At 42.7% G+C, this 12,925-nt stretch carries 12 protein-coding genes; 11 read left to right on the top strand and 1 reads right to left on the bottom strand.

Annotation, left to right across the window (positions count from 1 at the left end; genetic code table 11):
- Positions 1-158: 158 nt before the first annotated feature.
- The 4 genes from ACEN9X_RS11310 to ACEN9X_RS11295 all read left to right on the top strand — a co-directional run bounded on the left by ACEN9X_RS11310 (position 159) and on the right by ACEN9X_RS11295 (position 3,489).
- Positions 159-1,277: a Zn-dependent alcohol dehydrogenase gene (locus ACEN9X_RS11310; RefSeq protein ID WP_413670470.1), complete on the top strand. Its 1,119-nt coding sequence runs from the start codon at positions 159-161 to the stop codon at positions 1,275-1,277.
- Positions 1,278-1,285: 8 nt separating this feature from the next.
- Positions 1,286-2,083, top strand: a complete 798-nt coding sequence (locus ACEN9X_RS11305) for an alpha/beta hydrolase (RefSeq protein ID WP_413670469.1) — start codon at positions 1,286-1,288, stop codon at positions 2,081-2,083.
- 261 nt (positions 2,084-2,344) lie between these two features.
- Entirely contained in the window at positions 2,345-2,797 is a 453-nt protein-coding gene (locus ACEN9X_RS11300; protein ID WP_413670468.1) for a 3-oxoacyl-ACP synthase, read from the top strand.
- 311 nt (positions 2,798-3,108) lie between these two features.
- Entirely contained in the window at positions 3,109-3,489 is a 381-nt protein-coding gene (locus ACEN9X_RS11295) for an RNA recognition motif domain-containing protein (RefSeq protein ID WP_090532614.1), read from the top strand.
- Positions 3,490-3,646: 157 nt separating this feature from the next.
- Here ACEN9X_RS11295 and ACEN9X_RS11290 read toward each other — a convergent pair whose 3' ends face one another.
- The gene (locus ACEN9X_RS11290; protein WP_413670467.1) at positions 3,647-4,855 is read right to left on the bottom strand and encodes a GAF domain-containing sensor histidine kinase; all 1,209 of its coding nucleotides are present in this window, start codon (positions 4,853-4,855) and stop codon (positions 3,647-3,649) included.
- Between the two features lie 212 nt (positions 4,856-5,067).
- Here ACEN9X_RS11290 and ACEN9X_RS11285 point away from each other — a divergent pair, with 212 nt between their 5' ends.
- From ACEN9X_RS11285 to ACEN9X_RS11255, 7 genes are all read left to right on the top strand, one after another.
- Positions 5,068-5,913: a dienelactone hydrolase family protein gene (locus ACEN9X_RS11285; RefSeq protein ID WP_413670466.1), complete on the top strand. Its 846-nt coding sequence runs from the start codon at positions 5,068-5,070 to the stop codon at positions 5,911-5,913.
- Positions 5,914-5,994: 81 nt separating this feature from the next.
- Positions 5,995-6,969, top strand: coding sequence for a hypothetical protein (locus ACEN9X_RS11280; RefSeq protein WP_413670465.1), 975 nt, complete (start codon positions 5,995-5,997; stop codon positions 6,967-6,969).
- Entirely contained in the window at positions 6,953-8,083 is a 1,131-nt protein-coding gene (locus ACEN9X_RS11275) for a glycosyltransferase (RefSeq protein ID WP_413670464.1), read from the top strand. Before ACEN9X_RS11280 ends, ACEN9X_RS11275 begins: the two co-directional genes overlap by 17 nt.
- Before the next feature lie 270 nt (positions 8,084-8,353).
- Positions 8,354-9,562, top strand: coding sequence for an ABC transporter permease (locus ACEN9X_RS11270; RefSeq protein WP_413670463.1), 1,209 nt, complete (start codon positions 8,354-8,356; stop codon positions 9,560-9,562).
- A gap of 40 nt (positions 9,563-9,602) precedes the next feature.
- Positions 9,603-10,841: a PP2C family protein-serine/threonine phosphatase gene (locus ACEN9X_RS11265; protein WP_413670462.1), complete on the top strand. Its 1,239-nt coding sequence runs from the start codon at positions 9,603-9,605 to the stop codon at positions 10,839-10,841.
- 88 nt (positions 10,842-10,929) lie between these two features.
- Entirely contained in the window at positions 10,930-11,526 is a 597-nt protein-coding gene (locus tag ACEN9X_RS11260) for a ribonuclease HII (RefSeq protein ID WP_413670461.1), read from the top strand.
- 57 nt (positions 11,527-11,583) lie between these two features.
- Positions 11,584-12,786 (top strand): glycosyltransferase family 4 protein, encoded by a 1,203-nt coding sequence (locus tag ACEN9X_RS11255; RefSeq protein WP_413670460.1) that lies wholly within the window; start codon positions 11,584-11,586, stop codon positions 12,784-12,786.
- Positions 12,787-12,925: the final 139 nt, after the last annotated feature.

Raw genomic sequence — 12,925 nt, 5'->3', positions numbered from 1 at the left:
GTCCGGGATAAAATAAGCCACTTTTTGGACAATTTGCTAAAGTTTTAAAACCATGTGTTACTATACTTTTGTTATATAGGTTAAACATATTTCGGCCCTGCCAAAGTGTAGCTTGATAACACCTATAAAGTTTAACAACCGATGAAAAAACCTCAATTATGGCAATAACGTGCAAGGCAGCAATTGCCGATGGTAAAGGAGGTTTTTCTGTACAGGATATAGTGGTACATGAGCCGAAGGATGATGAAGTGCTGGTTAAAATAAAGGCGGCAGGGCTTTGCCATACAGATCACGATTCCCTGAACTGGGGGAAACAACTAATTATAGGCCATGAAGGTGCAGGCGTTGTAGTTTCGGTTGGGAAAAATGTTAGCAGTGTATCACCTGGTGATAAAGTGATCCTGAATTGGGCCATGCACTGCGGCAAATGCTTTCAGTGCCTTGAGGGTAATCAGCATTTGTGTGAAGTAGCCTCGCCGGTTGCAGCGGGAGGTAACGGCTACACCCCGGGCCATGCTGATCTTGATGGGACAACGTATAATGGCGAACCAGTTTTAAGGTCTTTCAATATTGGCACTATTGCCGGGTATACACTGGTAAAAGAGTCAGCAGTGGTGAAAAATCCTTCTGATATCATGTCGTTCCCGGCGGCAAGTATTGTTAGCTGCGGGGTAATGACGGGCTATGGATCTGTTGTAAATGCAGCTAAACTAAAAGCCGGGTCATTGGCAGTGGTATTGGGTACCGGCGGCGTAGGCCTTAATGTGATACAGGGTGCAAAAGTTGCAGGCGCAGGCATGATCATTGCCATTGATATTAATCCCATCCGCCTTGAAATGGCTGTTAAGTTTGGCGCAACCCACACTATTTTGGCTGCGAAAGATGATACAGGTCTGCTTAAAGCGGCCGAAGAAGTAAAAGAGCTTACCGGAGGCCGCGGTGCCGATTATGCTTTTGAATGTACTGCTATACCCGAATTAGGCGCTGCCCCGTTAGCGATGGTGCGCAATGCAGGCACAGCGGTGCAGGTAAGCGGTATTGAGCAGGATATCACCATTGATATGCGCCTTTTTGAGTGGGACAAAATTTACATTAACCCGCTTTATGGTAAGTGCCGCCCACAAATCGACTTTCCTGATATAGTACAACACTACACCAGCGGGCACATACTACTTGAAGAAATGATTACACGTACATACCCTATAAACGAACTTGATAAGGCTTTTGACGATATGCTGAAAGGCAAAAACGCAAAAGGTGTTATCGTGTTCGACTGAACAAGCTCATGCCATTTAAAACTACAGAAATCTCCAATCCTCAATATGAAAGTAACCAGCTGCGGTTTATAACGGTAAAAACGCCCAATCTTAAAGGTCGTGGCGATATCTGTTTATATGTACCGCCTGGCGCTCATAAAAATGAGGTTTTGCCTATTGTAATATTGTTGCACGGTGTATACGGTAGTGCCTGGAGCTGGGCCATGAGCGCGGGCGTTCATTTAAAAACCAATGCACTCATTGAAAAAGGCGAATTGCCGAGAATGATATTAGCCATGCCGTCTGACGGGCTTTGGGGCGATGGCTCAGGCTATTTACCGCACAGCGGCTTTAATTTTGAGCAATGGATAGCCGAGGATGTACCTACTGCTGTAATGGAGAATATCCCGGGTGCAAAACAAAATTCACCGTTGTTTATAGCGGGCTTATCTATGGGGGGCTTCGGCGCTTTGCGGATTGGTGCAAAATATGGGCATAAGTTTAAAGCTATTGCCGGGCTTTCATCAATAACAAGCCTGCCGCAAATCAAACTTTTTGCCGGCGAGCCCCTGAAAACATATGCCCAGGATATTGTGGCCGATGAAGACGTATTTGCCACCTTTAAAAAATACAGGGATCAGTTGCCGCCTGTTCGTTTTGACTGCGGTACTAATGACCTGCTCATCAACTACAACCGCGATTTACATAAAAAACTGGAAAATGAGAAGGTCCCGCATGTTTATGAAGAGAACCCCGGCGGGCACGAGTGGTCATATTGGGCAAAGCATATTTTATCAACCCTTAAGTTTTTTGCCGGTAAGCTGTAAGTAAGGCGGTTAATATAAACTAACCGTTGGCTTATAATGTGCGAATATCATTATTTTGTCAGTTTTGATTAGTCGAACATACCATTATCACTATTAGTAACGTTTATCTACTTTGTAGGTTAACGCCTGCAAATAGTGATAAGGTTTAGGTTTAAAGCCCCCAAGCAGCGAGTGCAAGGGGGCTTTTATTTTTATCAGTCGTTTTCTTCGCAACAAATGTTGATCTTTCCTCCTATTTTAGTTTTTTGTTTTATACCCTGAATGAGCGATCTGAAGAAAGAATTACATCAATTATGTGTTAATCACGTGCGTAAAATTATGGAAGCCGCAGAGCTTGCCATAGCCGATGCACAAAAGGCCTCAACCGATGATACCAAAAGCAGCGCGGGCGATAAATATGAAACCGGGCGCGAAATGATGCAGCAGGAAACCAACCGTAATATGGCGCAATTAAACGAAGCCAATAAGCTATTGGTGACCTTAAACCGCATTAATATATCAGGCACCTCGATACATGCCGAATCGGGAAGTGTAATAGTTACCAATAATGGTAATTTTTACCTGGCCATAAGTGCTGGTACTTTAGTACTTGATGGCAAAACGTATTTCGCCGTATCGCCGGCATCGCCTGTGGGAAATCTGCTTGGTGGCAAAAAAGCAGGAGAAGAGTTTGCGCTTAATGGGAAACGGTACAAAATTGAATCGGTAGTTTAGGTTTTTACTGCTGATTTATCTCCGGAAAATAAATTTTTGTTACGTTAATATTAAAAAAATAAGGGCGGTGCTTTCTTTATATATTTATTTTACAAAAACACCATATTTTTAAAACAAAAGCAATTGGCCTTTGTATTAATGGATTGGCTTTTTTCATTTATCTTCCCAAAATCGTCAAAAAAAATATTTTTTTTAAAATAAAAGCACTCATTCACATAAACATGCAGTAATCATCAAATATCTATTACTATATTTGATGTTAACAAAACGTGGGTAATTAACAAAGCATGCCCATTAAAAACTAAATATTAATGAACATATTCGTAGGAAGTCTTCCTTTTTCTTTAGGGGAAGCCGATTTAAAGCAGCTTTTCGAAGCTTATGGTGAAGTTAACTCCGTAAAAATTATTATTGACAGGGAATCAGGAAGAAGTAAAGGGTTCGGATTCATTGAAATGGCAGATGATGAGGCAGCACAACAAGCTATAAGCGGCCTAAACGGTTCTGAAGTTAAAGGAAGATCAATTGCAGTAAGCCAGGCAGAAGAGAAAAAACCAGGCGGCGATCGCAGAAGCAGTGGCGGTGGTTACGGCGGTGGCAACCGTGGTGGTGGCGGTTATGGTGGCGGTAACCGCGGCGGCGGTGGCGGCTACTCAAGAGATAACCGTGGCGGCGGCGGCAAAAGCTGGTAAAAATATAATCTAAAGTAAAATACCGGGTTCTTTAGGCCGGTATTTTACTTTATGTATAGCATCTGTAAATCTACCTTTCCGGAAACTTTTTATTTAAGGATATATTGCCTTACGCAAACTTCTATTTCCTAAAATTTCCTTGTCAGATAGACTTTCATTATTGCACTTTTTGCGGTAGCCTTACCTCAAACACGCTTCCTTCTGCCGGTTTTGAATAGATATTTATTGTCCCTTTAAGGGTTTCAACAAGATGTTTTACTAAAGCCAGTCCAAAGCCAAAACCGGCTTCACCTGTTGTGCCGCTTGATGATGTGGAACTACCATTCAGTATCTTGTTTATGCCGTTTTCATCAATGCCAACTCCATTATCTTTTACCTGGATTTGCAATGTGCTGATATGGTCATTTACTTCCAGGCTCAGGTCAACTTCAACGTGACCACCCCTGGGTGTAAATTTTATGGCATTTGAAATCAGGTTGCCGGTTATTTGTAATAGCTTATTTCGGGCAAACGGGATCCGTTCCGACTGGGATGATGTTTTTACGGTAAGCAGGATATTTTTATTACGGGCCTGCGGGATGAACAGGCGTTCTATTTTGTCTTTAAAAACCAGTAAATTAAATTCCGCACCATTAGATACCGGTTTGTAATCTTTTTTATCGGCACTCAGAATCTCATCTGCGAGCTCCAGTATTGATCGACCACTTTTATGGATCAGGTTGATAAATTCAAGCACCTCTTCAATCTGGTTTGCTTCGCCTTGTTCGCTAATAAGCTGGGCGAGGCCAATAATGCCACTTAATGGTCCGCGGATATCGTGGGCTACCTTCTTTTGAGTTTCGTTGGCCTCAGAAAGCTTACTTTTAAGCTTGCCGATTACCTTCAAGTCTTTTAAGCGACTTACTATTTCATCGGCAATGATCTTTAAAAGCTCAACCTTTTCGGGCGTAAGTTCCTTAACGTTTTTATCCAGCACACATAAAGCGCCGATGTTATGGTCGTCGCTTGTTTTAAGCGGAATGCCATAATAATACCTCAGCTTCGGCTCGTCGGTTACATAAAATTTATCCTTGAAACGCTCGTCGTTTTGCAGGTCCCCTACTTCAAAATATTCGCCGTTTATAATGGTATACTGGCAAACCGAATCTTCACGGGGCATTTGTTCAATCTGCAGCCCGTAGCCACTGATGCTCCATTGCGTATAAGAATCGATAAGATTAACCAGCGATATTTCAGTTCCGGTAACCTTGGCCGCCAGTTTGGCGAGGTCTTTGAAACTATCTTTATGTTCGGCGTAATCCAAATCAAATTCTGACAGGCTTAAAAGCCTTTCCATTTCGTTATCAGGAATTGGTGGGGCAGGCATATTATATTATATATTGGTAATTATTATATACGTGTTTTTAATCCATAAGGTTGTATGGATCATAAACACGTTGCATTAAATTTTAGGTAATTATATATTACATTATCATAAATTTATGCAGGTTAATTACATAAGCCTAACAACTAAAACCACATTGCCAACGTATTGTTTTAAATTACACATCAGCTTTTATTAACGTAAAATTTTAACCCATGAAAAAACTGCTCCTGGTAACGCTATTTATCGGTTTAGCTACTATGACTTTTGCACAGCGCAAAGTAGTTTGCTGCAGCAACCCTTCAGCAACGCAGCAATTTGCCATGCTGGCGTCAAACCCCCAATTTAAAATGTCGCACAAAAATCCGCTGCCAATGCATTTTCAAAGCAGCATCGGTGAGGCCATTACCTACAAAACACCCGATGGGAAACAGGCATCGGCGTTTTTTATGAAAGCAAAAAAGCCAACCAACAATTATTTATTGGTGATACACGAATGGTGGGGCCTCAATGATTATGTAAAAAAAGAATCGGAAAAGCTGTATAATGACCTGGGCAATGTAAATATCATTGATCTTGACCTGTATGATGGTAAGGTAGCAACCACGCGCGAAGATGCAGGCAAATTTATGCAGGGTGTAAATGACGACAGGGCGCGTGCTATTGTAAATGGCGCCATAGCTTACGCCGGTGCTAATGCCCATATCGCCACAATTGGCTGGTGCTTTGGCGGTGGCTGGAGCCTGCAAACCAGTTTGCTTGCCGGCAAAAAAGCCGTGGCTTGTGTAATGTATTATGGTATGCCCGAGCAGGATGTTAACAAGCTAAAAACGCTAAACTCCGACGTACTGGGAAACTTTGCCAACAAAGACCAGTGGATTAATCCAAAAGTGGTAGCCAAATTCGATGCCGACATGAAAGCCGCCGGAAAAAAGGTTTACCTGCATCAATATGATGCCGACCATGGTTTTGCAAATCCAAGCAATCCTATTTATAACAGCGATGCCACTAAAGATGCTTATGCAAATACGCTGTTTTTTTTAAAAGCACGATTGAAGTAAACAAAACTAACTGTGCAGTGTTGTATGGGGCAAGCTTTAGCATGCCCCATTTTTTTGTAACATTGCATAAAATTTATCTACTTGACACGTTCTGCAAAAAAGGTTGTTTCGTATCTACTTAAGGCCGGTATATTAATTGTTGCAGGGTGGTTTATTTACCGGCAGTTCAATAAAAAGAATAACGACCTAAAGCAGTTTGAGCATTTCGCATCGCAAATAAGTACTATCCATGTTGTTATTGTGATGGGGCTGGTTGTTTTATTGATGTTTTTGAATTGGTTCCTGGAAGCACTTAAGTGGCGGTACGTGACCAAAACCCTTATTAATATTAGTTTGTGGGAGGCAGTTGAGGCTGTTTTTTGCGGGCTTACCTGGGCAGTAACCACCCCTAACCGGCTGGGCGAATATGGCGGCCGTGTAATGTTTTTGCCGCCGCGCAAACGTGTTCCGGGCATTTTTGCCATGGGGGTAGGCTCGTTTAGCCAGGGCTCGGTAACTAATGTTTTGGGGGTAATAGCCATGATATGGTTTGTTGCTAATTATATTCATACCAATTTGGCGCTGGCCTGGGGCGTAACTGCGGTTTGTGCAATAATAGTAGCTATACAACTAATATTTTATTTTAACATCAATTGGGCAGTTACTTTGCTCGATAAGGTTCCGTTTATCAAAAAATACCATCGTTTTTTTGAGGTGATGGGGCGTTATCGTACGCATGAGCTTATCAAGATCATGGGTTTCAGTATTGCGCGTTACCTCACGTTTTCATTCCAGTATTTCCTGGTTTTTCAGATGCTGGTGCCCAATATGAATATTGCACCAATGATGATGATGCTAACGTTGTTTTTCCTGGTATCATCTGCCATACCATCGCTTGATTTGTTTGATATCGGGGTGCGTGGTTTTACAGCTTCGCACCTGTTTGTTTATGTAACAGATCAAAATATTGCCGTAATAGCCGGTGTATCATCAATATGGCTCATTAATTTATTTATTCCTGCTATTTTAGGATCGTTGTTCGTTTTAAAACTCAAATTCTTTGACCGCGCTGATTAGTATTATTTCGTTATTTTCTATTGGGCTTTATGTGGTATTGCTGATCTATCTGCGCATAGGCTGGGCAAAGGTCACGATGGGGCCAGTTGTTGCTAATTCGGTACATACCAAAGTTACTGTGCTTATAGCGGCCCGTAATGAAGAAGAAAAAATTCATTTAACTATCGAAGATATTTTAGCTCAGGATTATCCCAAACACCTGACGGAGGTTATTATTGTTGATGATCACTCAACAGATAATACTGCTGCCATTATCAGCAGCTATGCGCCACAAGGAGTTAAATTGCTTCAGCTCAAACTTGGCGAAACGCTTAACTCCTATAAAAAGAAGGCAATTGCAGAGGCCATCAAGCTTTCAACAGGCGATTTAATGGTAGCCACAGATGCAGATTGCCGTATGGGCAATCAATGGCTGCGTACTATTGTTGGTTTCTATGAGCAGAATAACCTGGTGATGATCTCTTCGCCGGTAACATATTTCCAGGAGCAATCGGTATTTGAGCGGATGCAAACACTCGATTTTTCGTCGCTTATTTGCATGGGAGGCTCTTTTTTAGGACATGGGTTTGCTGCAACATGCAACGGGGCAAATTTTGCCTATCGTAAAGATGTATTTTACGAAGTAGGCGGTTTTGCCGGCATAGACGACCTGGCCTCGGGCGATGACGAACTTCTATTGCATAAAGTAGCAGAGCGCTATCCCGGCCGGATTGGCTTTTTAAAACGGCGCGAAGCGATTGTATATACTCACGCAAAACCAAACTTAAAGGAGTTTATGCAACAGAGGCGTCGTTGGGCATCAAAATCAACCAAGTACAAAAACAAAAAAATGGTTGCTTTTGCGCTTAGTGTCTGGCTGTGCAATTTTATGTTGCTGTTTACAGCGGTGTTAGGGATTTTTGATATCTATTTCCTGAAGCTGTTTTTGCTTACCATCGGCATTAAATATGCGATAGACTTGTTGTACATGACACCGATCATGAACTTCTTAAAACGGCGCGAACTGTTATTGTATGTAAGCTTTGTTCTGCCGCTTAACATTCTTTATTTCGTTGTTATCGGCTTTTTAGGAAAAAATAAAAAATACGCCTGGAAAGGCAGGATAGTTAAGTAAGCTAAAATTAAGCTAAAAGCCGAAGGCTGAAAGCATAAAGCTACCAAACGTAGGTATAGGAAATCTGCTCCAGACTTGTAAAAGGTTATGTGCTTTGAGCCTTAAGCTCCTAAAATAGCTTTAAGCATTTTGCTTTTAGCCCCTAAAATAGCTTTCTGCTTTGAGCCTTAAGCTTTCGGCTTCATAATGCGTTTGTAAAGAAACCCATCATTATTGCTAATTGCGTCTATTTAAACGATATTTAGCCAACACACATGAACTGTTAACACATTGGCCGAAATTACACCAGCAAAACGCACCTGGCGTGTTTTTAAGCGTAATAAAATAGCCGTATCCGGGCTGGCGTTTATCCTGCTTACGTTATTTGTTGCCATCATGGGCTATCTTATTATGCCCGATGACACACCATTGGCCAATAATATGATCATCCAGCTCAGTATAAAAAAGCCGGGATCAACCTACATGATATTAAAACTCCGGAAAGCAGAGCCCGTTGATACTGTAAATGTATTTGCCAGGATGTTGTACGGCCAGCAGTCATTTTATAAAGAGATCCCTATAACCGGTTATCATTTTGTTAAAGATTCCATTTATGTTAACGGTTACATTGGCGATGAAGATAAACCCGAAAAAAAAGCATTCAATATTTTTGAAGTGGTAACGGGGCAAAAGCCTGTTTATAAACATAGCAAGGTTATTTTTAACGATAACGGCCAAACAACTGTAGCGACTGCTTCAGCAGCTCTTTATCACAGTTTCGACGCCAGGATCAGGAAAGAAAATATCAGCTTTAAAACTTTTTGGCTGGGTACCGATGGCTATGGGCGGGATATGTTGAGCCGCCTGCTGCTGGGCACCCGAATTTCACTTGCCGTGGGCCTGATGTCGGTTATTATCAGTATGCTGCTTGGGGTAACCGTTGGGGCTGTAGCCGGATACTTCGGAGGCTGGGTAGATGCATCCTTAAGCTGGCTGATGAATATCTTATGGGCGCTGCCTGCGCTGCTGCTGGTGATTGCCATATCGTTTGCATTGGGTAAGGGGTTATGGCAAATATTTATAGCTGTTGGCCTATCCATGTGGGTGGAGGTTGCGCGCCTGGTGCGCGGGCAGGTAATGGGACTTAAACAGGTAGAGTACATTGAAGCGGCAAGGGCTTTAGGCTTTAGTAATAAGCGCATTATTGCCAAACATATTTTGCCCAATATCACCGGGCCTGTGCTGGTATTGGCATCATCAAATTTTGCATCGGCTATACTTTTAGAGGCCGGGCTTAGTTTTTTAGGCTTTGGCGCACAGCCGCCTATGCCAACATGGGGCGGCATGATCAAGGAGCATTATGGGTATATTGTTATGGATTCAGCTTTTTTGGCTATCATTCCGGGTGTGGCCATCATGCTGCTGGTTTATGCTTTTAACCTGGTTACTGTTGGCTTGCGCGATGCCTTCGATATAAAATCACAAAGTACTCGTATTTAAAAATTATTTCTTCTATTTTAGTCAGCGGACTTATATCAATATGCTGAATATAGACGACGGTTCCGGCGAAGACGAATTGATCAGGCTTTTGCTCAAACGGCAGTCGGAATTAAATTCTTTATTGGAAATTACGCGGGCGATAAACAAAAACACCGCTACTCCTATCCTCATTCAAATGCTGGAAGTTATTCTGCAAAACTATTTGCAGGTAGGCAAACTGCGTTTTTTGATTGAGAAGGATAATAAATTTGCCTGTATAGCCAAATATGGCGGCGATATCGAATCGTCCGTGGTGTTAGCCCGTGCCTGTAAAAAACTGAGTAAGGTTAAAGCCCCTACAGCCATCGCCGGGCACCGCGACCCAGTCCTCAAAAAATACAATTACTTTATCCCGGTATATCATAAAAGTAAAGCCCTCGCTTACGCCCTCATCGGCGATTTTAATACCTCGGGCGAGATGCTTAACAATGATCTCAACTTCATCCAAACGCTGATGAATGTGATTATTGTGGCGCTTGAAAACAAGAAACTTTTCCGCGAGCGGCTGCAGTCCGAACGTTTTCAGCGCGAGATGGAGCTTGCTGTAGAAGTGCAAAATATGCTGATCCCCATGCGGGAGCATAAAGATGATAGTGTGGAGATCGGTGCTAAATATCTTCCGCACCAAAACATCGGCGGCGATTATTTTGATTTCATCCGCCTAAATGATCATGAGTTTTTATGGTGCATTGCCGATGTATCGGGCAAGGGAATTTCGGCAGCATTGCTGATGGCCAACTTTCAGGCCAGTTTGCATGCCTGGGCAGCGGTTGATGGTGATTTGACCAACATTGTTGACAGATTAAATAAAATTGTGCTCAGCAATACCAAGGGCGAGCGGTTTATTACCCTTTTTCTTGCGCGCTACAATCAAAAAAAGCGACGGCTTAATTATATCAATGCGGGCCACAATCCAACCATCCTTTATTCGGAAGGCGGGGCTATTCCGCTTAAATTGGGCACTACGATGATCGGTGTTTTTGAAGACCTGCCTTTTTTAAACGAGGGCGAAGTTGACGTTGAACCCGGCAGCCTGATCTTTAACTATACCGATGGGCTTATGGATTTTGAGTCGCCAAGTTCAAAGGTATGGAATGAGGATAAATTGCTTGATTTTGTGCTGGCGCATGGCGAGCTATCGCCCGATAATTTTAATCAGGCTTTGATGGATTACCTGAGTAATGTGCATAAAAGCAAGCCGATCGATGATATCACCTTGCTTACGCTAAAGATTTTTTAGCGTAAAAGCTGCGTAATCTTCGTTGTTGAAAAACTAATCATACTAATTACTTCACTAACACGTTTACAACACTTATTATATTTGCCGGATGCTATCAGCCAGGTACCAGTACGAATTTTTAGAGGCAGGATGCGATGAAGCCGGGCGAGGTTGCCTTGCCGGGCCGGTTTTTGCAGCCGCAGTTATTTTATCTCCCGATTTTGACCATCACCTGCTGAATGATTCAAAGCAGGTTACCGAGGAAATAAGGTATCAGCTTCGTGCCGAAATTGAAGAGAAAGCCATTGCCTATGCCGTTGCATCTGTTGATAACCTGGAAATAGATGAGATCAATATCCTCAATGCATCATTCCTGGCAATGCACAGGGCTATTGAAAAACTACATCTTGAGCCCCAGTTTTTAATCATCGACGGTAATCGCTTCAAAAAATACAGGAACATCCCACACGAGTGTATTATTAAGGGTGATGGAAAATATTTCAGCATTGCGGCGGCATCCATATTGGCTAAAACTTACCGCGACGATTATATGATGCAAATAGCTGCCGAACACCCGGAATATGACTGGCATACCAACAAGGGTTATCCTACTACCAAGCATCGCGAAACAGTAATGAAGATAGGTTTTACGCCCTATCATCGCCGTACCTTCAGGGTTACCGATCCGCAGTTAAGTATTTTTTAATGAAGTTTTGAATACCACGTTCAGGATGGTATTTTTGTTAAAAACCCATTCCACCGTTTGAAGATCCTAATTTTAACACATCGTGTACCATTTCCGCAAAATGGCGGTTACGCCATTGTGGTTTGCAATACCATTAAAGGTTTAATTGCGCTTGGGCACGAGGTTGCACTGGTGGCTTTGAATGGTAAAAGATATAATGGCAGTGTACAAACAACAGAAGATGAATTGTTGCAGAAAATTCAGTACACATCCTACGATATCAACATCAACGTATCCGTGCTGGACGCTATCACTAACTTGTTCAACAAAAAGGCGAACGATGTTGACCGTTATTATGATGCCGAATTTGAAAAACTTCTGCTACGCGAACTGCGCCAAACTACATATGATGTTATTCAGTTTGAAGGCTTGTTTGTAACACCATACCTGGCCGCCATGCGCAAGCATACCCAGGCCCGGTTAATTTACCGGTCGCACAATATTGAACACCAGGTATGGATGAGGTTAGCGCAACAAAAAAGCGATCTGTTTAAGAAATGGTACCTGCATTTGCTGGCCCGCAGGGTTAAGGATTATGAACTGCAGCAGCTCAATAAATTTGATGGTATTGCCGTGTTTACCAACGAGGATAAAAAAACACTGTTATCATACGGCGTTACCATTCCGGTTGATATTTTTCCGGTGGGGATCTCCCTGCCCGATTATAAACCCGACTACAATAAAACGGAGTTTCCGAGCCTGTTTTTTTTAGGTTCGTTAGATTGGATGCCCAACCGGGAGGGTATTGAGTGGTTTATTGAAAACTTTTATAAAGACCTTACAGAGGGCGATCTCCGCGTAAAATTTTATGTCGCCGGGCATAATATCCCCGATAGTTTTGATGATTATGAAGCCATGGGAAAGATCTTTATCCAGGGCGAGGTTGATGATGCTTCGGAGTTTGTAAACAGTAAGGCTATCATGGTAGTGCCTTTGCTTTCGAGTGGAGGTATGCGGGTTAAGATAGTTGAGGGCATGGCTATGGAAAAGTGTATCATCTCCACCTCACTGGGTGCCGAGGGGATCAACTTTACCAATGGAGCCAATATTCTTATTGCCAATAACCGGCAAGAGTTTTATGATGCTATTGAGCGTTGCATTACCGACGAGGAATTTTGCCGGAACATTGGCCTCAACGCCCGTCGCCTGATTGAAGAGCAGCACGATGTGCATGTAATAGCGCCAAACCTGGTTGCTTTTTATCAAAGCGTGGAACCTTGATTTGCAGCCCAGCGTTGTCATTTCGACGAACCGGGTGGGGAAGTGAGGGAGAGTGAGGAGAAATCTTATACGCCCTGTTTTAAACTAATGCCGTTGTTGGTGTTGTCACCAACAACTTTTCCTGCCCGTTTGCTCTTGT

Origin of the sequence: Mucilaginibacter sp. Mucisp86 (assembly GCF_047324315.1) — a bacterium.
GTDB lineage: Bacteria > Bacteroidota > Bacteroidia > Sphingobacteriales > Sphingobacteriaceae > Mucilaginibacter.
The sequence above is the reverse complement of the archived record's forward strand: the minus strand, read 5'-3'. Positions and strand labels throughout refer to the sequence as shown.